27 protein-coding genes are annotated in these 23,633 nt (G+C 71.7%); 6 read left to right on the forward strand and 21 right to left on the reverse strand.

Going from position 1 to position 23,633, the window contains the following annotated elements; translation table 11 throughout:
• Positions 1-21: 21 nt before the first annotated feature.
• Complete coding sequence (locus ACWEVS_RS09650; RefSeq protein WP_452550826.1) at positions 22-1,185, reverse strand: trans-sulfuration enzyme family protein; 1,164 nt, start codon at positions 1,183-1,185, stop codon at positions 22-24.
• A 10-nt stretch (positions 1,186-1,195) separates the two neighbouring features.
• Between ACWEVS_RS09650 and ACWEVS_RS09655 the strand changes: the two genes are divergently transcribed.
• On the forward strand, positions 1,196-2,218 hold the full coding sequence (locus tag ACWEVS_RS09655; RefSeq protein ID WP_449927529.1) for a LacI family DNA-binding transcriptional regulator: 1,023 nt from the start codon (positions 1,196-1,198) through the stop codon (positions 2,216-2,218).
• On the opposite strand, the gene ACWEVS_RS09660 is transcribed toward ACWEVS_RS09655, so the two are convergent.
• The 13 genes from ACWEVS_RS09660 to ACWEVS_RS09720 all read right to left on the reverse strand — a co-directional run bounded on the left by ACWEVS_RS09660 (position 2,178) and on the right by ACWEVS_RS09720 (position 12,141).
• A complete protein-coding gene (locus ACWEVS_RS09660; RefSeq protein ID WP_449927526.1) occupies positions 2,178-3,668 on the reverse strand; it encodes a sodium/solute symporter in 1,491 nt (496 codons plus the stop codon). The two genes, ACWEVS_RS09655 and ACWEVS_RS09660, sit on opposite strands and share 41 nt — an antisense overlap.
• A gap of 31 nt (positions 3,669-3,699) precedes the next feature.
• Positions 3,700-4,062: a hypothetical protein gene (locus ACWEVS_RS09665; protein ID WP_354907253.1), complete on the reverse strand. Its 363-nt coding sequence runs from the start codon at positions 4,060-4,062 to the stop codon at positions 3,700-3,702.
• Positions 4,059-4,814, reverse strand: coding sequence for a LytR/AlgR family response regulator transcription factor (locus ACWEVS_RS09670; protein WP_449927522.1), 756 nt, complete (start codon positions 4,812-4,814; stop codon positions 4,059-4,061). The genes ACWEVS_RS09665 and ACWEVS_RS09670 overlap by 4 nt, the downstream gene beginning before the upstream one ends.
• A gap of 140 nt (positions 4,815-4,954) precedes the next feature.
• Positions 4,955-6,133, reverse strand: coding sequence for a sensor histidine kinase (locus tag ACWEVS_RS09675; RefSeq protein ID WP_354907254.1), 1,179 nt, complete (start codon positions 6,131-6,133; stop codon positions 4,955-4,957).
• Between the two features lie 107 nt (positions 6,134-6,240).
• Positions 6,241-6,642 (reverse strand): HIT family protein, encoded by a 402-nt coding sequence (locus ACWEVS_RS09680; protein WP_354907256.1) that lies wholly within the window; start codon positions 6,640-6,642, stop codon positions 6,241-6,243.
• A complete protein-coding gene (locus ACWEVS_RS09685; protein WP_452550829.1) occupies positions 6,639-7,787 on the reverse strand; it encodes an acyl-CoA dehydrogenase family protein in 1,149 nt (382 codons plus the stop codon). Before ACWEVS_RS09685 ends, ACWEVS_RS09680 begins: the two co-directional genes overlap by 4 nt.
• Positions 7,787-8,299 carry a MaoC family dehydratase gene (locus ACWEVS_RS09690; RefSeq protein WP_449927515.1) on the reverse strand — a complete coding sequence of 171 codons (513 nt, stop codon included), beginning with the start codon at positions 8,297-8,299 and terminating at the stop codon, positions 7,787-7,789. The genes ACWEVS_RS09685 and ACWEVS_RS09690 overlap by 1 nt, the downstream gene beginning before the upstream one ends.
• A 15-nt stretch (positions 8,300-8,314) precedes the next feature.
• Complete coding sequence (locus ACWEVS_RS09695) at positions 8,315-9,028, reverse strand: DUF1838 family protein (protein WP_449927512.1); 714 nt, start codon at positions 9,026-9,028, stop codon at positions 8,315-8,317.
• A gap of 10 nt (positions 9,029-9,038) precedes the next feature.
• Positions 9,039-9,371: a hypothetical protein gene (locus ACWEVS_RS09700; protein WP_449927509.1), complete on the reverse strand. Its 333-nt coding sequence runs from the start codon at positions 9,369-9,371 to the stop codon at positions 9,039-9,041.
• Positions 9,368-10,261: a YihY/virulence factor BrkB family protein gene (locus ACWEVS_RS09705; protein ID WP_452550831.1), complete on the reverse strand. Its 894-nt coding sequence runs from the start codon at positions 10,259-10,261 to the stop codon at positions 9,368-9,370. Before ACWEVS_RS09705 ends, ACWEVS_RS09700 begins: the two co-directional genes overlap by 4 nt.
• Before the next feature lie 4 nt (positions 10,262-10,265).
• A complete protein-coding gene (locus tag ACWEVS_RS09710) occupies positions 10,266-10,964 on the reverse strand; it encodes a hypothetical protein (RefSeq protein WP_452550832.1) in 699 nt (232 codons plus the stop codon).
• 296 nt (positions 10,965-11,260) lie between these two features.
• Positions 11,261-11,407 (reverse strand): hypothetical protein, encoded by a 147-nt coding sequence (locus tag ACWEVS_RS09715; protein ID WP_354907265.1) that lies wholly within the window; start codon positions 11,405-11,407, stop codon positions 11,261-11,263.
• The gene (locus ACWEVS_RS09720; protein ID WP_452413870.1) at positions 11,404-12,141 is read right to left on the reverse strand and encodes a class I SAM-dependent methyltransferase; all 738 of its coding nucleotides are present in this window, start codon (positions 12,139-12,141) and stop codon (positions 11,404-11,406) included. Before ACWEVS_RS09720 ends, ACWEVS_RS09715 begins: the two co-directional genes overlap by 4 nt.
• Positions 12,142-12,251: 110 nt before the next feature.
• Here ACWEVS_RS09720 and ACWEVS_RS09725 point away from each other — a divergent pair, with 110 nt between their 5' ends.
• The 5 genes from ACWEVS_RS09725 to ACWEVS_RS09745 are packed head-to-tail and all read left to right on the forward strand — an operon-like array spanning position 12,252 to position 16,921.
• Complete coding sequence (locus tag ACWEVS_RS09725) at positions 12,252-12,977, forward strand: sugar phosphate nucleotidyltransferase (RefSeq protein ID WP_354907268.1); 726 nt, start codon at positions 12,252-12,254, stop codon at positions 12,975-12,977.
• Entirely contained in the window at positions 12,974-13,834 is an 861-nt protein-coding gene (locus tag ACWEVS_RS09730) for an NAD-dependent epimerase/dehydratase family protein (RefSeq protein WP_452550834.1), read from the forward strand. The genes ACWEVS_RS09725 and ACWEVS_RS09730 overlap by 4 nt, the downstream gene beginning before the upstream one ends.
• A complete protein-coding gene (locus ACWEVS_RS09735) occupies positions 13,831-14,733 on the forward strand; it encodes an endo alpha-1,4 polygalactosaminidase (RefSeq protein ID WP_452550836.1) in 903 nt (300 codons plus the stop codon). The genes ACWEVS_RS09730 and ACWEVS_RS09735 overlap by 4 nt, the downstream gene beginning before the upstream one ends.
• 2 nt (positions 14,734-14,735) lie before the next feature.
• On the forward strand, positions 14,736-15,983 hold the full coding sequence (locus tag ACWEVS_RS09740; RefSeq protein WP_452550837.1) for a nucleotide sugar dehydrogenase: 1,248 nt from the start codon (positions 14,736-14,738) through the stop codon (positions 15,981-15,983).
• Positions 15,980-16,921, forward strand: a complete 942-nt coding sequence (locus ACWEVS_RS09745; RefSeq protein WP_452550839.1) for an NAD-dependent epimerase/dehydratase family protein — start codon at positions 15,980-15,982, stop codon at positions 16,919-16,921. Before ACWEVS_RS09740 ends, ACWEVS_RS09745 begins: the two co-directional genes overlap by 4 nt.
• Before the next feature lie 75 nt (positions 16,922-16,996).
• Here the strand turns inward: ACWEVS_RS09745 and ACWEVS_RS09750 are convergent, their stop codons facing one another.
• The 7 genes from ACWEVS_RS09750 to ctaD all read right to left on the reverse strand — a co-directional run bounded on the left by ACWEVS_RS09750 (position 16,997) and on the right by ctaD (position 23,552).
• Complete coding sequence (locus ACWEVS_RS09750; RefSeq protein WP_354907274.1) at positions 16,997-17,935, reverse strand: diacylglycerol/lipid kinase family protein; 939 nt, start codon at positions 17,933-17,935, stop codon at positions 16,997-16,999.
• A 193-nt stretch (positions 17,936-18,128) separates the two neighbouring features.
• A complete protein-coding gene (gene frdD, locus ACWEVS_RS09755) occupies positions 18,129-18,470 on the reverse strand; it encodes a fumarate reductase subunit FrdD (protein ID WP_452550841.1) in 342 nt (113 codons plus the stop codon).
• A complete protein-coding gene (locus tag ACWEVS_RS09760) occupies positions 18,467-18,850 on the reverse strand; it encodes a hypothetical protein (protein ID WP_354907276.1) in 384 nt (127 codons plus the stop codon). The genes frdD and ACWEVS_RS09760 overlap by 4 nt, the downstream gene beginning before the upstream one ends.
• Positions 18,847-19,701, reverse strand: coding sequence for a succinate dehydrogenase iron-sulfur subunit (gene sdhB, locus ACWEVS_RS09765; RefSeq protein WP_452550843.1), 855 nt, complete (start codon positions 19,699-19,701; stop codon positions 18,847-18,849). Before sdhB ends, ACWEVS_RS09760 begins: the two co-directional genes overlap by 4 nt.
• Before the next feature lie 103 nt (positions 19,702-19,804).
• Positions 19,805-21,538 carry a fumarate reductase (quinol) flavoprotein subunit gene (frdA, locus tag ACWEVS_RS09770; protein ID WP_449927473.1) on the reverse strand — a complete coding sequence of 578 codons (1,734 nt, stop codon included), beginning with the start codon at positions 21,536-21,538 and terminating at the stop codon, positions 19,805-19,807.
• Between the two features lie 3 nt (positions 21,539-21,541).
• The gene (locus ACWEVS_RS09775) at positions 21,542-21,775 is read right to left on the reverse strand and encodes a hypothetical protein (protein WP_449927470.1); all 234 of its coding nucleotides are present in this window, start codon (positions 21,773-21,775) and stop codon (positions 21,542-21,544) included.
• Positions 21,776-21,866: 91 nt separating this feature from the next.
• Positions 21,867-23,552 (reverse strand): aa3-type cytochrome oxidase subunit I, encoded by a 1,686-nt coding sequence (ctaD, locus tag ACWEVS_RS09780; protein ID WP_449927741.1) that lies wholly within the window; start codon positions 23,550-23,552, stop codon positions 21,867-21,869.
• Between the last annotated feature and the right edge of the window lie 81 nt (positions 23,553-23,633).

The raw sequence follows: 23,633 nt of genomic DNA on the forward strand, positions 1-23,633 counted from the left end.
CCTGGGTGACAGCGCTGTCACTCAAGCTAGGGGCACAACCCCCTCCAGCGCTAGAGCCAGATCCTCGATGAGTGTGTCGGCCGGCTCCAGACCCACCGACAGGCGCACCAGCCCGACGGGGATGCCCATGGTGGCGCGCACCGACTCCTCGATGGTCAGCGCGGGCGCGATGACCAGGCTCTCGAACCCGCCCCACGACACGCCGATCCTGAAGGCCCTGAGCCCGTCCAGGAAGGCCGCCACCGCCCGCCGGTCGTCGCTGTCGACCTCGAAGCCGAAGACGCTGGAGAAGCCCGACATCTGCCGCGCCGCCAGCTCGTGGTCGGGATGGGAGGGCAGGCCCGGATGGTGGACGGCCCGCACCGCCGCGTGCTTGTCCAGGAAGGCCGCCACGGCCAGGCCGCGCTCCTGGTGGGCGGCCATCCGCACCGGGAGCGTGCGCAACCCCTTGATCACCTTGGCCGCGTCGTGCGGCGACATGGCCGCGCCGTACAGCTGGTACTCCGTCAGCGCGATCGGCCTGATCAGCTCGGCGGAGCCGGCCACCACCCCGCCGACCAGGTCGCTGTGGCCGCCCACGTACTTCGACAACGAGTGGATCACCAGGTCGACGCCCATGGTCAGCGGCTTCTGGAACAGCGGCGTCGACCAGGTGTTGTCCATGACGGAGACCAGCCCGTGGCCCGCGGCCCACCGGGTCACCTCCGCGATGTCCACCAGCCGGTAGCTCATGTAGGACGGCGACTCGAAGTAGAGTACTCGCGTGTTCTCTCTGATAGCGCTGTCAAGACCAGCGGGGTCGCCGACGTGTGTGTGCGTGACGCCGAACTTCTCCAGGTAGCGCAGGAACTGCGTGGTCGGCCCGTAGATCGCGCCGAGCACCAGCACGTGGTCGCCTGCCGACACCAGCGACGAGATGGTCGCCGAGATCGCGCCCATCCCCGAGCCGAAGCACTTGGCCCGCTCGGCTCGTTCCAGCGCGGCCAGCTTGCGCTGCGCGAGATCGACGGTCGGGTTGGTGCCCCGCCAGTAGACGTAGCGCTCGTCCTCGTCCTTGATCGCCTCGGCCAGGTCGCCGACCGTCTCGAAGGTGAACAGGGAGTTCTCGTAGATCGGGGGATTGACGGCGCCGAGCGTCCACGGCGCGTCCTCGCCCAGCCTGCCGCAGATCCAGTCATCGTTCATGGGGGACACTATGACAGAGGGGCGCAAGCCGCCCACCATGGCCGACGTGGCCCGGCACGCGGGGGTGAGCCTGAAGACCGTCTCCCGGGTGGTCAACCAGGAGCCGCACGTCAGCGCCACGCTCCAGCGCAGGGTGCAGGAGGCCATCAACGCGCTCGGCTTCCGCCGTAACGAGGCGGCCAGCCGCCTGGCCAGGGGCGCGGCGATGCTCACGATCGGCCTGGTGATGGAGAACATCTCCAACCAGTTCTACTCCCACCTGGCCGCGGCGGTGGAGAGCGCGGCGGCCGAGCACGAGGCGCTGGTGGTCTTCGGCTCCTACGAGGAACGGCCCGAGCGCGAGCGGATGCTGGTGGAGTCGATGTTCGCGCGCGGCGTCGACTCGCTCATCCTCGTGCCGTCGGCCGGCCGGCACGACTGGCTCGGCGAGCTGGTCGCCGGCGGGCTGCGCGCGGTGTTCGTCGACCGGCTGCCGCCGGGCGTCCCCCACTCCGGCGCGGTACTGCTCGACGACTTCACGGGCGGGCGCCTGGCCACCGAGCACTTGATGGCGCGCGGGCACCGCAGGATCGCCCTCATCTCCGACGACGAGACGGTCAGCTCGGTGCACGACCGGGCGCGCGGCTACCGCGAGGCGCTCGGCACGCTCGACGAGCGGCTGGTGACGCGCGGCGTGTTCGACCCCTGGCGGGCCGCGCGCGAGGTGGACCGGCTGCTGGCGCTGCCCGACCCGCCCACGGCCTTCTTCGCCACCAACAACAGGGCGGCGATCGGCATCCTGCAGGCGCTGCGGCGGCGGCCCGACAGGCCGGCCTTCGTGGGGTTCGACGACTTCGCCCTGGCCGACGTCTTCGACCCCGGAGTGACCGTGGTGCGGTACGACACCGGTCTGCTCGGCCGTACCGCCGTGGACCTGCTGCTGGGCGGCGGGCCACCGCAGCAGGTGCGGGTGCCGGTCGAGCTGGTGGTGCGCGGCTCGGGCGAGCTGCCCGTCAGGACGAGCGCGGACGCCAGTCACCGCGGTCCAGGTTGAGGGTCTCGGGCGTGTGCAGCCGCACCATGGTGCGGGCCACGCCCGGGGGCACGTGGTGCGGGGTGAGGAACGACACGGCGATCATCACCACGAAGGCGATCGGCACCGTCCAGGCCGCGGGCTGGGCCAGCAGCGCGCCCACGAGACCGTCGAAGGGGCCGCCGGTGATCTGCGCCATCACCGCCGCGCACGCCAGGCCGCCGCCCACCAGCAGCCCCGCCAGCGCGCCCGTCGACGACAGGCGGCGCCACCAGATGCCCAGCACCAGCAGGGGGCAGAACGAGGAGGCCGCCACGGCGAAGGCCAGCCCCACCACGTCGGCCACCGGCAGGGCCCTGGCCCACACCGCCAGGCCCAGCGGCACCGTCACCGCCAGCAGCGTCGCCAGGCGGAAGGCGCGCACCGCGCCGCCGCCGAGCAGGTCCTGCGCGATCACGCCCGCCACCGACACCGTCAGCCCCGACGACGTCGACAGGAACGCCGCGAACGCGCCCGCGGTGACCAGCGCCGTCAGCAGGTCGCCGAGCGTGCCGCCGATCATCCGCGACGGCAGCGTCAGCACCACCGCGTCCGTGCCGGCCAGGTCGGGCGCGTAGATCCGGCCCAGCCACCCGTAGAGCGCCGGCAGCAGGTAGAAGGCGCCCAGCAGCGACAGCACCACCAGCGTCGTACGGCGCGCCGCCCGCCCGTCGGGGTTGGTGTAGAAGCGCACCAGCACGTGCGGCAGCCCCATCGTGCCGAGGAACGTCGCCAGGATCAGCGAGTAGGTGGAGTACAGCCCGTACTCCTTGGCGCCGGCCAGCGGCAGCTGCCAGTGGGCCGCGTCGTGCGCCGGCAGTCCGGGCGCGCCGCCCGAGCGCCAGGCCAGCAGCAGGAACACCAGCGGGAGCGCGAGCGCGGTCAGCTTCAGCCAGTACTGGAAGGCCTGGACGAAGGTGATCGACCGCATCCCGCCCGACAGCACGTTCACCGCCACGACCACCGCGACCAGCAGCCCGCCCACCCAGCCCGGCGCCCCGGTGATGGCCCGCAGCACGATGCCCGCGCTCTGGAACTGCGGCATCAGGTAGAGCCAGCCGATCAGCACGACCAGCACGCTGGCGGTCCTGCGCACGGCCATCGACTCCAGCCTCGACTCGGCGAAGTCGGGCAGCGTGTAGGCGCCCGAGCGGCGCAGCGGCGCGGAGACCAGGACCAGCAGCACCAGGTATCCGCCGGTCCAGCCGACCGGCAGCCACAGCATGTCGGCGCCGTGGGTGAGGATGAGGCCCGCGATGCCGAGGAAGGAGGCGGCCGACAGGTACTCCCCGCCGATGGCCGAGGCGTTCCACAGCGGGGTCACGGTGCGGGAGGCGACGTAGAAGTCGGAGGTCGTGCGCGAGAGCCGCAACCCGAACGCCCCGATGAGGATCGCCGCGGCCATCACCAGGCCGACGGCCGCGAGGCTCACCCGACCGTCACCCGCCCCGCGGACGCGCCGTTCACTGCCGCTCGACCAGGTCTTCGAAGTGGCGCTCGTTGCGTTCGGCCTGCCGTACGTAGAGCCAGGCCCCCGCGACGAACAGCGGATAGATCAGCCCCGCCAGCACCGCCCACGGCAGCGGCACGCCGGCCAGCTCGGCCGCGCGCAGCTCGGGCACCAGCAGGAACAGCAGCGGCAGGCCGAGCACCACGCAGGCCAGCACCGTGCAGACGAACAGGGCGAGCCTGAACTGCGTGCGCAGCAGCGAGCGCATGTAGACCTCGCCGAGGCGGGTCTGCTCGTCGATCTCCCTGCTGGCCGGGTAGCGGGGACGGCGGGCGGCGGCGGTGCGCGGGCTGGTGACGGTGACGCGGCCCTTCATCGCTTCGCCTTCCGCAGCAGCAGGTCGCGCAGCTCGCGCGTGTGGCGGCGGCTGACGGGGATCTCGGTCTCGCCCACCCTGACGGTGCACCGGCCCGAGTCGATGTGCAGTTCCTCGATGTGCTTGACGGCGACCAGGTGGCTGCGGTGCACGCGGACGAAGCCCGAGGAGGCCCACCGTTCCTCCAGCGTGGCCAGCGGGATGCGCACCAGATGGCTGCCGCCGGAGGTGTGCAGGCGGGCGTAGTCGCCGTGCGCCTCCACGTAGACCACGTCGGCGGTGGAGACGAACCTGGTCACCCCGCCCAGCTCGACGGGGATCGTGTCGTACTCGGCGTTCTCGGCGGGAACGTCGGACGAGACGCACACCCGCCTGATCGCCTCGGCGAGCCGTTCCGGGCGGACCGGCTTGAGCAGGTAGTCCTCGGCCTTGATCTCGAAGGCGTCGACCGCGTGCTCCTCGTAGGCGGTCACGAACACCACCCGGGGCGGGTCGGCGAAGCGCGACAGCAGCCTGCCCAGGACCACCCCGTCCAGCCCGCGCATCCTGATGTCGAGGAAGACCGCCTCGATCGGCCTGCCCTCGGCCATGGCCCGGTCGAGCAGCCGCAGCGCCGCCGCCCCGTCGCGCGCCGTGGCGACCTCGCCGATCCGGGGATCGGCGCGCAGCAGGTACGCCAGGTCCTCGAGCGCGGGGAGCTCATCGTCCACCGCCAGCACCCGCAGCCCGTTCACGGCTCTCCCTCCGGTCATTTGAGAGTGATGAAACAGACATCAGGCGTCAAGCCTGTCACGACCCGATCACAGGCTCGCGAAATCGTCGCGGGCTCCGCCATGTGTGCGAGGAGGACCGTACGGCCACTGCTACCAGGGCCGCGCCTTTACAAAGTAGATCAGCGGGCTGACACCCCGGGGTGGTACTTGGGGACCCTGACGTTGACCTTCGTGCCGGCCCCCTGAGCCGTCTCGACGACGATGCCGTACTCGTCGCCGTAGACCTGGCGCAGCCGCTCGTCGACGTTGGCCAGGCCGACGCCGCCGGCCGCCGGGACGTCGCCGGCCAGGATCCGGCGCAGACGTTCGGGATCCATGCCGAGGCCGTCGTCCTCGACGCTGATGCGGCATTCGGCGCCCGCGTCCTCGGCGATGATCGTGATGCGGCCGACGCCGTCCTTGGACTCCAGGCCGTGCCGGACGGCGTTCTCGACCAGGGGCTGCAGGCACAGGAACGGCACGGCGACGGGCAGCACCTCGGGCGCGATCCGCAGCGTGACGCGCAGGTGGTCGCCGAAGCGGGCGCGTTCGAGGATGAGGTAACGGTCGATGGAGCGCAGCTCCTCGGCCAGGGTGGTGAAGTCGCCGTGCCTGCGGAAGCTGTAGCGGGTGAAGTCGGCGAACTCCAGCAGCAGCTCCCTGGCCCGCTCGGGGTCGGTGCGGACGAAGCTGGCGATGGTGGTGAGGGAGTTGTAGATGAAGTGCGGGGAGATCTGGGCGCGCAGCGCCCGCACCTCGGCCTCCATCAGCAGGGTGCGGCTGCGGTCGAGTTCGGCCAGCTCGAGCTGCGAGTCGACCCAGCGGGCCACCTCCTGGGCGGCGCGGACCAGCCCGGCCGAGCTGTGCTCGCCGTAGGCGGCCAGCGAGCCGACCACCCTGTCGTCCGTGGTGAGCGGCACCACCACGGCGTGCCTGATCGGGCACTCGAGCAGCTCGCAGTCGAGGTTGAGCACCTGGGTACGGCCGTCCTTCAGGGTGCCCGCCGCGTGGGCGAACGCCTCGGCCGCGTGGTGCTCGCCCGCGCCGTCGTAGACCAGCAGCCGCTCGCCGTCGGTGATGGCGATCGCCGGGGAGCCGAGCAGCTCGCGCAGGTGCTTGGAGGCCCGCTGCGCCCCCTCCTCCGACAGGCCGGCGCGCAGCGGCGGCGCGGCCAGCGAGGCGGTGTGCAGGGTCTCGAACGTGGCCCGCTCGGCCGGGCCCGAGCCGAGCTCGCGGCGCCCGCGCAGCACCCGCCACAGCACGAGGGCGGGACCGCCCACGAGGAGAGCCAGGAGGAGGGCGACGACCACGGGTTCCACGGCCGGAGCCTACCGCCGTCCCGCCGCCGCGGGGCGCGGCCCGCGGTCCTGAAGGCGGACTCGCGGTGCTGAAGGGCGGACCCGGCGGGCGCGCGGGGGCCGCCCGCTCAGCCGCTCCCCCTGATGGCGGCGGCGTAGGCCGCGGCCTCCTCGTCGGAGTCGTACTTCACGCGCGGCCAGAAGAAGCCGCGCAGCCCGTCCTTCCTGTTGCGCGGCACGATGTGGACGTGCAGGTGGGGGACGCTCTGGCTGATGCGGTTGTTCATCGCCACGAACGTGCCCGCCGCCTCCAGACCCTTCTCCACGGCGCCCGCCAGCTGCTGCACCCGCTCGAAGAAGGGGCCCACCTCGGGCAGGTCGGTCAGCGTTTCGACGTGCTGCCGCGGCACCACCAGCAGGTGCCCCTTGAAGACGGGCCTGGCGTCGAGGAAGGAGACGGCCACCTCGTCGGAGGAGACGACGAAGGCGGCCCGCTCCCCCGCGACGATCTCGCAGAACGGACAGCTCACCAGCCGACCCTCACCGTTCCCTTGAGCAGTTCCCTGGCGATCAGCAGGCGCTGCACGTCGTTGGTGCCCTCGCCGATCGCCATCAGCGGCGCGTCGCGGTAGAGGCGTTCGAGGACGAACTCCTGCGAGTAGCCGTAGCCGCCGTGCACGCGCATGGCCTCCATCGTGACGCGCAGGGCCACCTCCGAGGCGAAGTACTTGGCCATGGCCGCCTCCGCCCTGGCCGACCTGGAGGCCGCCCAGTAGGTCATCAGCCTGGCCGCCTGGATGTCGGTGGCCATGTCGGCGAGCTTGAGCTGGATGGCCTGGAAGTCGCCGATCGGCCTGCCGAACGCCTCCCGCTGTCCCGCGTAGGCGAGCGCGGCGTCGAAGGCGCACTGCGCGACGCCGACCGCGCGGGCGGCGATGTTCACCCTGCCGAGCTCGAGGGCCGACAACGCCTGCTGCATCCCCCGCCCCTCGACGCCGCCGAGCAACCGGTCGCGGTGCACCCGCACGTCCTCGAGGGTGATCTCGCAGGTCTCGGTGCCCTTGTAGCCGAGCTTGGGCAGGTCGCGGCTGATGGTGTAGCCGGGCGTGCCGGCCTCGACGAGCAGCATCGACATGCCCTTGTGGGCGGGCGTCTCGATCGAGGTCTTCACCAGGACGGGCATCGGGTCGGCGTGACGGGCGTTGGTGATCCAGGTCTTCGCACCGTTGATCACGTAGTGGTCGCCGTCGCGGACCGCGCGGGTGGTGATCCCCTGCAGGTCGGTGCCCGCCCCCGGCTCGGTCAGCGCGATCCCGGTACGGCGGGTGCCGGCGGCCAGGCCGGGCAGGTAGCGCTCCTTCTGCTCGGGCGTGCCGTACTGGTCGATCATCCACGCCGACAGCGAGTGGGAGCCGAGCACGCCCGCCACGCCCATCCAGCCGCGGGCGATCTCCTCGAAGACCAGGGCGTAGGAGACGCGGTCGAGCGCGAGGCCGCCGTAGCGGGCCGGGATCGTCATGCCGAACAGGCCGAGCTCCTTGAAGCGCTCGACGATCTCCGCCGGGTAGTGGCCCGACCGCTCCCATTCGCCGGCGACGGGCACGATCTCCTTGTCGACGAACTCTCTCAGGGTGGCGCGGAACAGCTGCTGGTCCTCGTCGAGCTCGAAGTCCATCACATGGGTCCGTTCTTCGCGGTCGGGAAGTAGCCCTTGTCGTGCGGCGCGTCCCGCTTGTAGACCATGACGGTCCGCCGCCACGACATGACCTCGTCGCCGTCCTGGTTGAGGCCGCGGGTGGCGCAGGTGACGATGCCGGCGTAGGGGCGCGACCTCGACTCGCGCTTGTCGAGGACCTTCGACTCGGCGTACAGGGTGTCGCCGACGAACACCGGATGGGTGAGCCTGATCTCGTCCCAGCCGAGGTTCATCATGGCGTTCTGGCTCACGTCGATCACCGACAGACCGAGCACGATCGCCACGGACAGGCCGGAGTTCACGATGATCTTCCCGGCCGGGGCGCCCGCGGCGAAGTGCGCGTTGAAGTGGTTCTGGTTGGTGTTCATCGTCAGCAGGGTGAACCAGGTGTTGTCCGCCTCGCTGATCGTGCGGCCCAGCGGATGCTGGTAGACGTCGCCGACGACGAAGTCCTCGTAGTACCGGCCGAGGCCGGGTTGGTGCACCGTCACCTGGGCAATCTACGACTAGAACTTTCTTCGGTCAACGAAGGTCGTCCAGCTCGTCTGGTTGGGCGCGCTCCACTCGACGGGCGCGCTGATCGGGCCGAAGAACGCCTCGAGGTTGCCCGGCACCTCGTCGACCTTGGCGCCCCTGCAGTGGTAGACCAGCGCGCCCGGCCGCTGGGCCATCGCCATCCACGGCAGCCACGGCGAGACCCGGCACCACGACAGCGTGCTCGGCACCGAGGGGGCCTGGCCGTCCAGATCGGCCGCGGGGGCGAAGAACTGGAACAGCTCCATGGCCCGGTAGGTGTCGCTGAAGGAGTTGTCGGGATGGTCGGCCACCTTCAGCGGCGACGGGTAGGCCAGCAGGATGTCGGTGTTGAACACGACCGTGTCGCCGAGCCTGGTGGTGGGCACGGTGAAGCCGCGCAACCGCTGGTTGACCGGATCGTTGTAGACGTGCTGGACGTCGACGGACCGGCCGGTGAAGGGGTTGTCCCAGATGTCGAGGGGCTCACGCGAGACGGGGTCGAGGTAGGCCGCCGCCTCCCTGGTCAGCAGCTCCCAGCCGCCGTCGCCCTCCACCGCCCGCGCCACGTTGACACCCTCGAAGCCGAACAGGTGACGGGGCCCGTCGTCGGGCAGATAGGCGTAGACGTCGCCGGTCCACCAGGTCACCGTCTCCGCCCCGTCGGCGCTGGCCCGTACGCGCATGAACTCCCGGAGATCGCTCATGCGCGGCACCCTACTGCACGGTGATCGCCACCGTCGCCGCTCCCTGACCGGTGATCTCGACGCGTGTGCTGCCGGGGTGCTTGGCGTTGAAGACGAAGTAGGAGCGGTCGTCGGCGTGCTCCTCGCTGATGAAGGAGGCCACCTTGGCGTCGGGCACCTGCTTCAGCTCCCAGTCGCCGTGCGGCAGCGCCACCGAGAAGCGCTGCCCCTTGCCGACCTGGACCTGCGTGGTCGCGCCCGGGACGCCCTCGACGACCTTGCCGAGGTCGCTGACCGCGCCACCGCCACCGCACCCGGCCAGGCCGAGCGCGATGATCACGGCCACCACCGCACGACGAATCATGTCGGCAGCGTATCGGGCGCGGGCGGGTCCCGCGGAACCGCATAGGGCTCGGCGTCCGCGGGGTGCCCCTCCGCCATGCGCTTGCCCCTGATCAGCTCGGCGTCGAACTCCGCGCCGAACAACACCGCCATGTTGGACAGCCACAGCCAGATCAGGAACACCACGACCGCGGCGAGCGTGCCGTAGGTCTTGTTGTAGGAGCCGAAGTTGGCCACGTACAGGGCGAAACCGCCGGAGACGATGACCCACAGCACGACCGCGACCAGCCCGCCAGGGGTGATCCAGCGCAGCCCCGGCTGGCGCACGTTCGGCGCCGCCCAGTACAGCACCATGATGAGCCCCGCGGCGATGAGGGCGAGCACCGGCCACTTGGCGATGTCCCAGATCGTGACCAGCGTGTCGTCGACGCGGAGCCGGTCGCCTGCCACCTCGGCCACCCGGCCGGTCAGGGTGACGGCGACCGCCCCGGCCGCCAGCAGCACCATGACCAGCAGCGTCAGCCCGAGGCGCAGCGGCGTCAGCTTCCAGAACGGACGGCCCTCCCGGATGTCGTAGATCGCGTTGGCCGCGCGGATGAAGGCCGCGATGTACCCCGAGGCAGACCAGAGCGCCACGAGCAGGCCGACGATCGCCAGCGCTCCCGCGCCGGTGCTGCGCACCCCCGCAAGCCCCTGGAGCAGCAGGTCACGCACCTCGGCCGGGGCCAGGACGGCGATGCCGCCGAGCACCGTGGCCGCGTCGTCCCTTCCGACCATGCCGAGCAGCGACACCAGCACGATGAGGGCGGGGAAGATCGACAGGACACCGTAGTAGGTGAGCGCCGCCGCCCAGTCCTGCACGCCGTCGCGCCGGAACTCGGCGAACGCCCGCCTGAGCGCGTTCCACCACATACGCCTACTTCTTGCCTCGCCGCATCAGCCTCCGGGCCACGAGCAGGGCCACGACGCCGGCGGCCACGGCCGCCAGGCCCGGCCGGCGCCGCGCCTGCGCGCCCACCTTGTCGGCGGCGTCCCTGACGGGGTCCGGCATCCGGTCGGTGACGGCGACGACCCGGTCCCTGGCCGCGCCGGCCACCCCGCTCGCCCTGCCCTTGAGGTCGGCCTTGTTCACCATGGCCTCGACGGTGCCGCCCAGTTCCCCGCGGGTCCCGGCGATCTCGTCGCGCCCGCCGCCCTGCCCGGGCCCGCCCGCCACCAGCCGGTCGGTGCTCGGCCGCGGCGTGGCCGCGGCGCTCGCGCCGCTCCGGCCGCCCGGGCCCGGGCCGCCGGAGACCTGGTCACCACCGGAGTCCTGGCCGCCGGAAGCCTGGCCACCGGGAACCTGGTCGCCGGGGGCCTGGCCACCGGAGACCTCGGCGGGCTCGTCGTCCCACTTGTCCGCCTCGCCGGCCCTGTCGTCGGGGATCGGGCCCTCGGGCACGAACTCCTCGTGCGGCCTGCGCGCCTCGGCCGCGGCCTCGGCGTTCTCCGCCGCCCCTGCCCTGGTGGGCGGGACGTTGACGGACTCGTGGTCGGTCGGGGTGCCCACCGTGGCCCTGCGCGCGCCCACGTCGCCGGCGTGCGCGTCGCTGAAGCCCGGATCGGTCTCGGTCATCGTCGTCCCCTCTCTCTCACCACGTCGATCCACGTCGATGTCGGTCCTGACGCTCTCGTTCGCCGCCACGGGCGCCGGCGATGCCACCTGTTCGCCCTGCTTCCTACCGATAAGACCAAGTACGGCGGCAAGGATGAGCAAAACTCCGGCCACGATTGCGGCCGTGGCCCGTGGCGGCGGCAGCGCGACGAAGACGACGCCGGCGACACGGACGGGTCGCCGGCCGGCTCAGCCGTGCAACGGTGCCGCTCGGTGTTCATGGAGGGAGCGACTACCCGCCCCGCGGCGGGGAAACCTCAGCGCTTGGCGGCCTTCAGCAGCGCGTCGAGCACGCCGAGCACCGAGGAGCCCGGCACCTCGCACCACGGGGCGGGAGGAGCCGGTCGCTCGCACCACGGCTGGGGTGGTCGCGGCCGCTCGCACCAGTTGCCGGGACGTTTCATGCTTCCTGTCTACCACCGATGAGGTGTGTCAGCGCGGCCACTGCTCTGTAGGGGTCGGTACGGCCGGCGATCTCCTCGCAGTCGATCAGCGCGTCCAGGTCGTCCGGCGTGGGCGTCGCGTCGGGGGCCGGGTCGGTGAAGACGCGCACGCCGTACCAGTGCGTCACCTCCAGGCCGCGCGCCGCCAGCGCCGCGGTGAGGTCGGCGCGGCGGTCGGCCCGCGCGCGCACGCCCAGCCTGTTGGTGTAGGCGTCGGCGGTGAAGGCGGCCCGGGTGGCCGGCCAGTCGCCCGCCAGGCCGGGCCGCATGGCCAGCGCGTCGCCGTTGCGCACCAGCAGCGACAGGAACCCGCCCGGCCGGACCAGCCGTGCCAGGTCGGTGAGCAGCGGACCGGGGTCGGCGAAGTACATCAGCACGCCGTGGCACAGCACCACGTCGAACGAGGCGGGCGGAAACAGCGCCGGCAGCTCGGACAGGTCGGCGCGCACGGTCGTGACCCTGCCGGGGGGCAGCAGGCCGAGCAGGTCCGCGGAGGTGTCGACGCCGGTGACGTCGTGGCCGCGCTCGGCCATGCGCAGCGCCTGGGTGCCCTGGCCGCATCCGGCGTCGAGCACGCGGGCGGGCGCGGCGGGCAGGTGGCTGTCGAGCTGCCGGGTGACCAGCTCCTGGCGGACGACGTTGCGCAGTTCGCCGAGACGGTGCCGCCAGCGGTCCTCGGCGTTCTCGAACCCCACGCCTACCGACCCTAGCCCCTGCGGGAGAAACCGCAGAGGAACCGAAGTGAAACCCGGCGCGACGACACTCGCTGCATCGCACGCCTGTCCCACCCCTGAAAGGGATGTTCATGCATGTCGTCATATTGGCGGGCGGCAAGGGAGTGCGGCTGCGGCCGTACACCTCGGCGCTGCCCAAGCCGCTGGTGCCGATCGGCGAGGAGTACGCGATCCTCGACATCATCCTGCGCCAGCTCGCGGCGCAGGGCTTCACCAGCGTCACCCTGGCCGTCGGCCATCTGTCCCCGCTGATCAGGGCGTTCGTCGGGGACGGCGCCCGGTGGGAGCTGGCCGTCGACTACACCGAGGAGGTCGCGCCGCTGTCGACGATCGGGCCGCTGTTCTCGATCAGGGACCGGCTGCCCGAGCACTTCCTGGTCATGAACGGCGACGTCCTGACCACGCTGAACTACGCCGACCTGCTGCGCGGCCACGCCGCCTCGACGGCGCCGCTGACGGTGGCCACGGCCCCGCGGGTCGTCAAGATCGACTTCGGGGTGCTGGAGGCCGCCGGCGGGCACATCACGGGCTTCAGGGAGAAGCCTCTGCTCAGCTACCTGGTCAGCATGGGCGTCTACGCCCTGTCGCGCGGCTGCATCGAGGGCTATCCCGAGGGGATGGCCTTCGGCTTCGACGACCTGGTGCTCGACCTGCTGGCGCGCGAGCGGCCGCCGGCGGTCTTCGAGTTCGACGGCTACTGGCTCGACATCGGCCGCCCCGACGACTACGACGAGGCGAACGCCCGCTTCGAGGAGATCAGGCCGCTGCTGCTGCCTGAGCCGGAGCGGGCGCTGTGAGGGTGCTGCTGCTCGGCGCCTCGGGGTTCCTCGGCCGCCAGGTCAGGCTACTGCTGGACAACGACCCCCGGGTCGGGGAGGTCGTCTGCGCGGGGCGGGAGCGGCTCGACCTGCTGGCCGCCGACGTCGCCGCCGTGACCGGCCTGCTGGCCCGCGTCCGGCCCGACGCGGTGCTCAGCTGCGTGGGGCGGATGGCGGGCGGCCCCGACGAGCTGCTGCGCGGCAACGCGGGCGTGGTCGCCCTGCTCGTGGAGGCCATGGCCGCGGTCGCGCCCGCCGCCAGGCTGGTACGGCTCGGCTCGGCCGCCGAGTACGGGCCCACGCCGTACGGGAGCTCGGTCCGCGAGGACGACCCGGCCAGGCCGGTCACCGCCTACGGGGTGAGCCACCTGGCCGGAACCGGGCTGGTCGCCTCGGGACCGGTGGACGGCGTGTCGCTGCGCGTCTTCAACCCGGTGGGGCCCGGCCTCACACCGGTGAACGTGCTGGGCCGGGCGGCCCGGCTGCTGCGCGAGGGGAAGGACGACATCACGCTCGGCCCGCTCGGCGCGATGCGCGACTTCGTGGACGTGCGCGACGTCGCCGCCGCCGTGGTGGCCGCGACCTTCGCGGACCTGGGCGGCGAGCGGGTCCTCAACGTGGGGTCGGGGCGGGCGGTGCCGGTCCGCGACGCCGTGGCGCTGCTGGCCCGCGCGCTGGGCTTCGACGGCGGGATCCACGAGATGGCGGGGGGATCCGACCGGTCGGGGGCGGCGCCGTGGAGCCAGGCCGACATCACCCGGGCGATCAAGGTCCTCGGCTGGCGTCCCGTCCACGGCCTGGCCGCGTCGGTCGCGGCCATGGCGGAGGAGCGATGAGGCGGCTCGCCCTCGCCCTGCTGCTCACGGTGAGCGCCTGCGCCTCCGCCCCTGGCGCCGGGGGACTGCTCGACGTCACCTCCTTCACCTACGTGCTGACCGGCTATCCCGGCGGCCGGCTGGACACGGTGGCCGCCGCGCCGCACCGGCTGGCCGTCGTGGACCTGTCGCGCGACGGCACCGCCGCCGGCTACTTCACCGCCGCCGAGATCGCCGCGGTGCGCGAGAGCGGCAAGACGGTGCTGGGCTACTTCGAGATCGGCTCGCTGGAGGAGTTCAGGACGGAGTTCGCGAGCCTGCCCGCCGGGCTGCGGCTGAACGTCTGGCCGGACTGGCCCGACGAGCACTTCGTCAAGTACTGGGACCCGTGGTGGTGGGACCGGGTGATCAGGCCCCGGGTCGACCAGGCCCTGCGGGCCGGCTTCGACGGCGTCTACCTCGACACGCCCCTGGCGTACGAGGAGATCGACCTGGCGCGCGTGCCCGGCGAGACCCGCCACAGCCTCGGCAGGAAGATGGCCGACCTGATCGTCCGGATCAGCGCCTACGCCAAGGCCGTCCGCCCCGGCTTCCTCGTCGTCCCGCAGAACTCGCCCGAGCTGCGGCACCACGGCGGCTACACCGCCGCCATCGACGGCATCGGCATGGAGGAGCTGTTCTTCAGGGCCACCGACCGGGCCTGCGCGAAGGAGTGGTGCGCCGGCAACCTCGCCGAGGCCGCCGCCCTGCGCGCCGCGGGCAAGGCCGTCCTGGCCACCGACTACGCCGCCGCCCCCGGCAACCGCCGCGCCGCCTGCGCGGCCTACCGCCGGCACGGGTTCGCGGGCAACGTCACCACGGTCGACCTGGACCTGGTGAGTCCCCCCTGCGGGGTTTTTCCTCGGGAAGGAAAGGAGTGACGATGCCGAAGACCGTCGGCGTTGTCGGCATGGGATACGTAGGCCTGACGCTCACCGCGGCACTGGTCCGCAAGGGTTTCACGGTCCACGGCGTGGACGTCGACCCTGCCGTCGTGGAGGCGCTGTCGCGCGGGCGGATCCACGTGTTCGAGCCGGGCGTGCAGGAGGTGTTCGACGAGCACCTCGGCGGCCGCGTCCGCATCGGCGCGGCGCTGCCCGGCGAGCCGCTGGACGCGGTGATCCTGTGCGTGTCCACGCCCGTCGACCTCGCCACCGGGACACCGCGCCTGGACGGCCTGGCCGCCGCCGCCGAGGCGTGCGGGCGGCAGCGCCTGGTGGTGGTGCAATCGACGGTGCCGATCGGCACCAGCCGCTCGGTCGTGCTGCCCCGCCTCGGGCCCGGCACCCGCCTGGTGATGGCGCCCGAACGCACCATCCAGGGGCAGGCGCTGCGGGAGCTGGTCGAGCTGCCCCAGGTGATCGGCGGGCTCGACCAGGACAGCCTCGATGCGGGGGTCGAGCTGTTCGAGGGGCTGGCCGACCGGATCGTCCCCGTCTCGAGCCTCGAGGCGGCCGAGATGGTCAAGCTGGCCAACAACTGCCACACCGACCTGATCTACGCCTACGGCAACGAGCTGGCGCTGATCGCCGAGCAGCACCGGCTGGACCCGCTGGAGGTCATCGGCGCGGCCAACCTCGGCTATCCGCGCCCCGACCTGGCCAAGCCCGGCTACGTGGGCGGGGGCTGCCTCACCAAGGACCCGTACCTCATGCGGGCGAGCGCCAGCACCTCGCTGGTGGGCCACGCCCGCGCGCTCAACGAGCGCCTGCCGTCCCATGTCGCCGAACGGCTGGTCGCCCTGATCCGTGAGACGTTCGGCGAGACGGACGGCGTCATCCTGTCGGTGCTCGGCTGGGCCTACAAGGGCTGGCCGGCCACGGACGACATGCGCGGCACCCCCGTCGAGCACATGATGCCGGTCTTCACCAGGGCGGGGCTGACCGTCCTCGGCCACGATCCGCTGGTCGCCGACGAGGTCATCGCCCGGTACGGCGGGCGACCCGTCAGCCTCGACAAGGCCTTCGCCGAGTCCGACGCGATGCTGATCGTCAACGACCACCCCGACTACCGCGGGATGACGGTCGGCGACACCCCGATCAGGGTGCTGTTCGACTCCTGGCGCATCCTCGACGCCGACGGGCTCACCGGACGGGGCATCCGCTACGCGGGGATCGGATACACGCGATGAGAGTCCTTCTGCTGGGCGGCGCCGGCTTCATCGGGCTCCACCTCGCCAGGCGCCTGCTGGCCGACGGCCACGCCGTCACCGTCGTCGACGACTTCTCCAGGGGAAGGCGCGACCGCGACCTGGAGGGCATGCCGCTGGACGTGCGCGACGCCGACCTCACCGATCCCGCCTCCTACCGGGCGCTGGAGCACGGCTGGGACCAGATCTACCTGCTGGCCGCCGTCGTCGGCGTCCGCAACGTCGAGCGGGACCCCGCCAGGGTGCTGCGCGTCAACACCCTGGCGCTGATGCACCTGCTGGACTGGATCAGGCCCGGCGAGCCGCTGTTCTACGCCTCCACCAGCGAGGCGTACGCGGGCGGCGTCACCGCCGGGCTGGTGCCGGTGCCGACGCCCGAGAGCGTCCCGCTGGTCATCGAGGACGTGGCGGCGCCGCGCTTCTCCTACGCCATCAGCAAGCTGCACGGCGAGGCGGCGGTCCTGCACGGCGCGCAGGCCGTCGTGGGCCGCTTCCACAACGTGTACGGGCCGCGGATGGGCGCCGACCACGTGATCCCCGAGCTCGCGCTGCGCGCCCTGCGCGGCGAGAACCCGTTCCGGCTGTACGGCGGCGAGCAGACCCGGGCGTTCTGCCACGTCGAGGACGCGGTGGAGGCGATGGTGCGGCTGATGGCGACACCCGCGGCCTTCGGGCGGATCGTGCACATCGGCGACGACACCGAGGAGACGACCATCTCCGACCTGGCCAAGCTGGTGCTGCGGCTGGCGGGCGGAGACCCGGTCATCGACCCGGTGCCCGCGCCGGCCGGCTCGGTGGCCCGCCGCTGTCCCGACATCTCCCTGCTGCGGGAGCTGACGGGCTTCGAGCCGCGGGTGCCGCTGGAGGAGGGGGTCAGGCGGACGTTCGACTGGTACCGGCGCATCTCGCCCGGCGCCTGACCCTCGTGGCCGCGCCTGCCGGGACCGCGATCCCGTCCCGGCAGGCCGCGGGTCCGGCCGGGCGGCGGGCGGCGCTCAGCTGTCCTGGAAGTCCGGTGGCACCATCACGCGCACCCCGTTGGGCACCACGCGCAGCCTGATCGGGGTGCGCAGCCGTACCTCGCCGTCGACGTCGGCGGCCATCGGCGGCTCGGTCTCCAGCAGCATCTCGCGCCCCATCACGAACGGCCCGCCGGCCAGGCTGCGCCACCTGCCGGTGGTGGCGCGCACCAGCGTCTCGCCGAGCAGGCGCAGCTTCTTGCCGGAACCGAGCTGGTAGGCCACCAGCATGCCGTTGTCGATGCTGATGTCGCGGGCCACCTGCCAGCCGCCGTGGAAGCGGCCGTTGGCGATGTTGAGCTGGTCGGTGAGCAGCTCGTGCCGCTTGCCGTCGACGGTCAGGACGGCGCGGAACGGCTTGTGGCCCGGGATGATCGTCAGGGCGGTCAGCGGGTAGGCGGGGCGGCCGAGGATGCGCTTGAGCCACGGCTTGACCGTGCCGGCGACCTCGACCGAGACGCCGAAGCTGGCCAGGTTGGCGAACGGCCGGTCCTCGGCCATGCCGAGGTCGATGTCGGCGACCTTGCCGGTGTCGAAGACCCGGATGGCGCCCGCCAGGTCGAGCGGCAGGCCGAGGCTGCGGGCGAAGTTGTTGGTGGTGCCGAGCGGCAGCACGCCGAGGGCCACGTCGCGGTGGGCGACGTGGCGGACCGCCGACGACAGCGTGCCGTCGCCGCCGCCGACCACCAGCAGGTCGGGCTTGGTCTCCAGCGCCCTGTCCAGGTGCGCGCGCAGCCGCTTGGGGTTGACGACGGAGTACTCCGCCAGCGGCTCGAAGCCGAGCGCGTGGATCTGGTCCAGCACCTCGAAGTAATGGCGGCGGCCACGGCGGGAGCGCGTGTTGATCACCACGGCGATCCTGCGGTCCCTGCGGATGGCCTCGGTGTGCTCAGCCTTGCTGCGGAGCTCGGTCATGGTTGACATGGTAGGGCCGCCGGGCGCCTGGCCCGGCGGCCGGTGATCGCCGCGTGCGCATGGGGATCCCGGCATGGCCGCCGCCGGCGCCCTCTCAGAGCAGCCCCCGCCGGAGAAGCAACGCCAGAACAGCAACGTCAGAACAGCCCTGTCACAACAGCCCTGTCACAACAGCTCTGTCAGCACAGCCCCGTCAGAACAGCAGCACGGCGGCGACGACCGTGCCGGCGATCGCGGCGCCGTAGCAGGCGACCGCGAGGGCGCGGTCGAACCTGGCGATGCCGAGGATCTCCTCACTGGTGAACCTGATGCGGTGGGCGGCGTGGGACAGGCAGAGCGCCACGACGACGACCAGCGCCAGCCGTACCGGGACGGGGTCGAGCAGCGCGGCGAGCCGCGCCTGCGCCGGCCAGTCGAGCACGCCCAGGGGCATGAGCACCCCGAACAGCAGGACCAGCACCGGCAGCAGCAGCGCGGCGACCACGCCGCCGGCGCTGAACAGCAGCCACAGGTACGGCTCCGGCGTGCGTCTCATCGCAGCACCGCCCACGCCAGGACGGCCGAGACCAGCAGCCACGCGGTGTGGTTGCCGCCCTGGATCATGAAGGCGGGCACCCGCCAGCCGTCCAGCCTGACGACGGTGGCCTTGGGCGCCAGGTTGAGGAAGGTGACCGCGTGGAAGGCGGTGGCGGCCAGGGCGAGCACGTTGAGCGCGATCATCCACGGCCGCGCGGCCAGGGCGGCGAACTCCTGCAGCGTGCCGCCGGTGACGGCGGCGACCAGCAGCAGCAGGTAGGCGACCGTCCAGGCGACGAAGAGGCTGGTCAGTTCCCTGGCGACGAAGAGCGCGTAGGAGCGCGAGCGCAGAAACCACAGCCGGTCGCGGGGCGGCCGGTAGGCGCCGGCGGCCGTCATCGCCTGCTCCACGGCAGGACCGACCGCATGGCGGCGGTGACCTTGTAGCGCTGGATCGCCTCGGCGGGGTCGACGTGCTTGGGGCAGACCCTGGTGCACTCGCCCACGAACGTGCAGCCCCACACCCCCTCGTCGCCGCCGAGCAGGTCGAGCCGGTCGCCCTGGTCGCGCGAGTCGAGGTTGTAGCGCTGGGCGAGCGCGATGGCCGCCGGGCCGAGGAAGTCGGGGTTGAGCACGTAGACCGGGCAGGCCGAGTAGCACAGCATGCAGTTGATGCACATCGAGTACTGCTTGTATGCCTCGAGCTGCTCGGGCGTCTGGGCGTACTCGGCGGTCAGCGGCAGCTCCTCGCCCTCCCTGATCAGCCAGGGCCGCACGTGGGAGAGCTTGGCGAGGAAGTCGTCGATCTCCACGACCAGGTCGCGGATGACGGGGAAGCCCTTGAGCGGCTCGATCCTGACCGGTCCGCCGCCGAACTCGGTGAGGAAGGTGCCGCAGGTGAGCCTGGGCTTGCCGTTGACGTTCATGCCGCACGACCCGCACACGCCCATCCGGCACGACCACCGGAACGTCAGCGTGCCGTCCAGCCGGTCCTTGACGTGGTTGAGGCCGTCGAGGACGGCCCAGTCGTCGCGCATCGGCACGTCGAAGGACTCGAACACCGGTTTCTCGTCCCGTTCGGGGCGGTACCGGCTGATCTCCAGCCTGATCGTGGCCGGGGCGTCCCGCACGGCGGGCCGGGCGGTGTCCGACCCGGTGTCCGACGCGGTGTCCGGCCCGGTGTCCCGCGCGGTGTCCTGCGTGCCGTCCCCGCCGGTCGGCGCCGGCTCCTGGCTCGACCTGGTGCTCATCGGCCTCCCTTCCCCATCGCCCCGTCTTCAATCGCCCCGTCTTCAATCGCCCCGTCTTCAATCGCCCCGTCTTTTGTCGACCCTTCGCTCCGCCACCGGCGGCTCAGTCACGGCCGTACACCCGCCGGCCGGGCGGCCAGCGGGTGAGCGTGACGGGCAGCAGGCCGACCGACGGCAGGCCGGACGGCGCGCGCTGGACCAGGGAGTGGGCCAGGAACTGCGCGTCGTCGCGGGCCGGGAAGTCGAGCCGCTGGTGCGCGCCTCTGGACTCGGTCCTGCCGAGCGCGCACGCCACGATCGTCTCGGCGACGTCGAGCATCGCGTGCAGTTCGAGCAGCGAGAGCAGCTCGGTGTTGAACGTGGTGCTGTCGTCGTCCACCCGGGCGTCCACCGCGCGTTCCCGCAGCGACGCCAGCGTCTGCGCCGCCTTGGCGAGCGTCTCGCCCGTCCGGTAGATCCCCGCCGCGCCCTCCAGCGTCTGCTGCATCTCCTCGCGCAGGTCGGCGATCCTCGGCCCGGTGCCGCCGCCGTCCAGCGCGCGCCGCAGCCGCCGCCGCTCGTCCTCCCCCTGGCCGCGGACGGCCGCGACCTCGCCGCCGCGGTGGGCTGCGGCGAACCTGGCCGCCGCCGCGCCCGCCCGCGCGCCGAAGACGAGGATCTCGGGCAGCGAGTTGGAGCCGAGCCGGTTGGCCCCGTTGATGCTCACGCACGCCGTCTCCCCCGCCGCGAACAGGCCCGCGATCGGAGTGGCGCCGTCGAGGTCGGTGTGGACGCCGCCCATCATGTAGTGCACGACGGGCCGGACCGGGATCAGGTCGGTGGCGGGGTCGAGGTTCTGGTAGCACCTGCACAGCTCCCTGACGAACGGGATCCGCGCCTCGATCTTCGCCTCGCCGAGGTGGCGCAGGTCCAGGTAGACGACGGGGCCGTAGGGCGTCTCGGCGGTGCGGCCCCTTTCCTGCTCGCCGACGAAGGCCTGCGAGAGGCGGTCGCGGGGGCCGAGCTCCATGCTGCGCAGCCGGGGCGTGTCGGTGGGCTGCCCGAGGTCGTAGTCCTGCAGGTAGCGGTAGCCGTCCTTGTTGACCAGCCAGCCGCCCTCGGCGCGGGCCGCCTCGGTGATGAGGATCCCGGTGAACGGCAGGCCGGTCGGGTGGTACTGGACGAACTCCATGTCCTTCAGCGGCGCGCCCGCCCGGTAGGCCAGCGACATGCCGTCGCCCGTCTTGATCGCCGCGTTGGTGGTGAACGGGAAGACCCGCCCGCAGCCGCCGGTGGCCAGGATGACGGTCCTGGCCGCGATCGCCTCGACCCGGCCCGTCCTGATCTCGATGGCGACCACGCCGTGGACGCGGCCGTCGTCGACGATGAGCCGGGTGACGTACCACTCGTCGTACCTGACGATCTCCTGGTACTTCAGCGTGGTCTGGAAGAGGGTGTGGAGCAGGTGGAAGCCGGTCTTGTCGGCGGCGTACCAGGTGCGCAGGCGCTTCATGCCGCCGAACGGCCGGACCGCCACGCGCCCGTCGGGCTCCCTGCTCCACGGGCAGCCCCAGTGCTCGAGCCGGATGAGCTCGCGCGGCGCCTCGGCGACGAACGCCTCCACCGCGTCCTGGTCGCACAGCCAGTCGCCGCCCGAGATGGTGTCGTAGGCGTGCTCGTCGAGGGTGTCTCCGATGCCGATCACCCCGGCCGCGCCGCCCTCGGCCGAGACCGTGTGGCTGCGCATGGGGTAGACCTTCGACACGACCGCCACCGTCAACGAGGGGTCGGTCTCGGCGACCGCGATCGCCGCCCGCAGACCGGCTCCGCCTCCCCCGACAATGAGCACGTCGATCATGTGTCAGCTCCCGTGGTCGGGCTGGTCCTGATCCCGGATGCGCCTGCCGTCGTGGCGGATGACGCTGAGGTGGATGCTGCCGTCGTGATACTCGTGCCGGATCCTGCGGCATCCGCAGTCGAAGTACTGGTCCTTGATCACCAGGCCGTAGCCGTCGTCGTCGACCAGCCGTTCACCGCCGGACTGGCGACCGCAGGGCGCGGTCTCCGGACTGAAGGGAGTGCGTGTACCTGTCATCGCCGATCTCCCTAGATTGGCGAAACGTCCTTTTCCACGTAAGCACCGGGCCGGGGATCGGGCCAGCCCCGATCTGGTACGGCCCGCCACGTCATGGTGGGCCGCCGGGCCCGCGTTCCTCGGCGCCCAGCTCGGCCGCCCGGACCTCGTCGACCTGGCGAGACTGCGCGGCCACGCGCGGGTAGTGCAGGTCGAAGGCGGGCCGTTCGGAGCGGATCTGCGGGATGCTCACGAAGTTGTGCCGGGGCGGCGGGCAGGAGGTGGCCCATTCCAGTGAGCCGCCGTAGCCCCACGGGTCGTCGATGGTGATCTTGGGCGCGGTGCGCCAGGTCTTCCAGACGTTGTAGAGGAACGGCAACGTGGAGGCCCCGAGCAGGAAGGCGCCCACCGACGAGATGAGGTTCAGGGTGGTGAAGCCGTCGGTGGGGCTGTAGTCGGCGTAGCGGCGGGGGAAGCCGACCATGCCCAGCCAGTGCTGGACGAGGAAGGTGGTGTGGAAGCCGATGAACAGCGACCAGAAGTGCACCTTGCCGAGCCGGTCGTCGAGCATCCGCCCGGTCATCTTCGGCCACCAGAAGTAGAAGCCGGAGAACATGGCGAACACCACGGTGCCGAAGACCACGTAGTGGAAGTGGGCGACGACGAAGTAGCTGTCGCTGATCTGGAAGTCCAGCGGCGGGGAGGCGAGGATGACGCCGGTCAGCCCGCCGAGCAGGAAGGTGACGAGGAAGCCGATCGCGAACAGCATGGGGGTCTCGAAGCTCAGATGGCCGCGCCACATCGTGCCGACCCAGTTGAAGAACTTCACCCCCGTGGGCACGGCGATGAGGAACGTCATGAACGAGAAGAACGGCAGCAGGACCTGGCCCGTCGCGAACATGTGGTGCGCCCACACGGTCATCGACAGGCCCGCGATGGCGATGGTGGCCCCCACCAGGCCGATGTAGCCGAAGATGGGCTTGCGGCTGAAGACCGGGATGACCTCGGTGACGATGCCGAAGAACGGCAGCGCGATGATGTAGACCTCCGGGTGGCCGAAGAACCAGAACAGGTGCTGCCACAGCATCGCGCCACCGCTCTCGGGGGCGAAGACGTGGGTGCCGAGCTTGCGGTCGGACTCCAGCACGAGCAGCGCGGCGGCCAGCACCGGGAAGGCCATGAGCACGAGCATGCTGGTCAGCAGCGTGTTCCAGGTGAACAGCGGCATCCTGAACATCGTCATGCCGGGCGCTCGCATGCCGATGATGGTGGTGATGAAGTTGACCGAGCCGAGGATCGTGCCGAGCCCGGACATCGCCAGGCCCATGATCCACAGGTCGCCGCCGGGGCTCGGCGAGAACGTCGCGGTGGACAGCGGGGCGTAGGCGAACCAGCCGAAGTCGGCCGCGCCGCCGGGAGTGGCGAAGCCGGCCAGCACGATGATGCCGCCGAACAGGAACAGCCAGTACGCCACGGCGTTCAGCCGCGGGAAGGCCACGTCGGGCGCGCCGATCTGCAGCGGCATGATGACGTTGGCGAACCCGGCGAACAGCGGCGTGGCGAACAGCAGCAGCATGATCGTGCCGTGCATGGTGAACAGCTGGTTGTACACCTGCTGGGTGACGAACTCCAGGCCCGGCTGGGCCAGCTCGGCCCGGATGATCATGGCCATGACGCCGGCGACGAGGAAGAAGACGAACGAGGTGATCAGGTAGAGGTACCCGATGACCTTGTGGTCGGTCGTCGAGAGCCACGCGGCGATGACGGTGCCCGTGTGGCGTCGTCTGACCTGCTGCATCGAGGTCTCGCGAACTGTCGTCACGGTTGCTCCCCCTCCACGCGGAGTGTTGCCCCGATCACTCCATTTGACGCCAATGCC

The sequence above is a fragment of the Nonomuraea sp. NPDC003754 genome, from assembly GCF_053605785.1.

Bases quoted from the DNA above. Each gene is read 5' to 3' on its own strand.
- ACWEVS_RS09715 (WP_354907265.1), bottom strand. From the start codon at position 11,407: ATGAAACGTCCCGGCAACTGGTGCGAGCGGCCGCGACCACCCCAGCCG.
- ACWEVS_RS09725 (WP_354907268.1), top strand. From the start codon at position 12,252: ATGCATGTCGTCATATTGGCGGGCGGCAAGGGAGTGCGGCTGCGGCCG.
- ACWEVS_RS09760 (WP_354907276.1), bottom strand. From the start codon at position 18,850: ATGACGGCCGCCGGCGCCTACCGGCCGCCCCGCGACCGGCTGTGGTTT.
- ACWEVS_RS09665 (WP_354907253.1), bottom strand. From the start codon at position 4,062: ATGAAGGGCCGCGTCACCGTCACCAGCCCGCGCACCGCCGCCGCCCGC.
- ACWEVS_RS09740 (WP_452550837.1), top strand. From the start codon at position 14,736: ATGCCGAAGACCGTCGGCGTTGTCGGCATGGGATACGTAGGCCTGACG.
- ACWEVS_RS09710 (WP_452550832.1), bottom strand. From the start codon at position 10,964: ATGACCGAGACCGATCCGGGCTTCAGCGACGCGCACGCCGGCGACGTG.
- ACWEVS_RS09695 (WP_449927512.1), bottom strand. From the start codon at position 9,028: ATGAGCGATCTCCGGGAGTTCATGCGCGTACGGGCCAGCGCCGACGGG.
- ACWEVS_RS09775 (WP_449927470.1), bottom strand. From the start codon at position 21,775: ATGACAGGTACACGCACTCCCTTCAGTCCGGAGACCGCGCCCTGCGGT.
- ACWEVS_RS09700 (WP_449927509.1), bottom strand. From the start codon at position 9,371: ATGATTCGTCGTGCGGTGGTGGCCGTGATCATCGCGCTCGGCCTGGCC.
- ACWEVS_RS09655 (WP_449927529.1), top strand. From the start codon at position 1,196: ATGACAGAGGGGCGCAAGCCGCCCACCATGGCCGACGTGGCCCGGCAC.
- ACWEVS_RS09750 (WP_354907274.1), bottom strand. From the start codon at position 17,935: ATGACCGAGCTCCGCAGCAAGGCTGAGCACACCGAGGCCATCCGCAGG.
- ACWEVS_RS09650 (WP_452550826.1), bottom strand. From the start codon at position 1,185: ATGAACGATGACTGGATCTGCGGCAGGCTGGGCGAGGACGCGCCGTGG.
- sdhB (WP_452550843.1), bottom strand. From the start codon at position 19,701: ATGAGCACCAGGTCGAGCCAGGAGCCGGCGCCGACCGGCGGGGACGGC.
- ACWEVS_RS09685 (WP_452550829.1), bottom strand. From the start codon at position 7,787: ATGGACTTCGAGCTCGACGAGGACCAGCAGCTGTTCCGCGCCACCCTG.
- ACWEVS_RS09705 (WP_452550831.1), bottom strand. From the start codon at position 10,261: ATGTGGTGGAACGCGCTCAGGCGGGCGTTCGCCGAGTTCCGGCGCGAC.
- frdA (WP_449927473.1), bottom strand. From the start codon at position 21,538: ATGATCGACGTGCTCATTGTCGGGGGAGGCGGAGCCGGTCTGCGGGCG.
- ACWEVS_RS09670 (WP_449927522.1), bottom strand. From the start codon at position 4,814: ATGACCGGAGGGAGAGCCGTGAACGGGCTGCGGGTGCTGGCGGTGGAC.
- frdD (WP_452550841.1), bottom strand. From the start codon at position 18,470: ATGAGACGCACGCCGGAGCCGTACCTGTGGCTGCTGTTCAGCGCCGGC.
- ctaD (WP_449927741.1), bottom strand. From the start codon at position 23,552: ATGCAGCAGGTCAGACGACGCCACACGGGCACCGTCATCGCCGCGTGG.
- ACWEVS_RS09735 (WP_452550836.1), top strand. From the start codon at position 13,831: ATGAGGCGGCTCGCCCTCGCCCTGCTGCTCACGGTGAGCGCCTGCGCC.
- ACWEVS_RS09745 (WP_452550839.1), top strand. From the start codon at position 15,980: ATGAGAGTCCTTCTGCTGGGCGGCGCCGGCTTCATCGGGCTCCACCTC.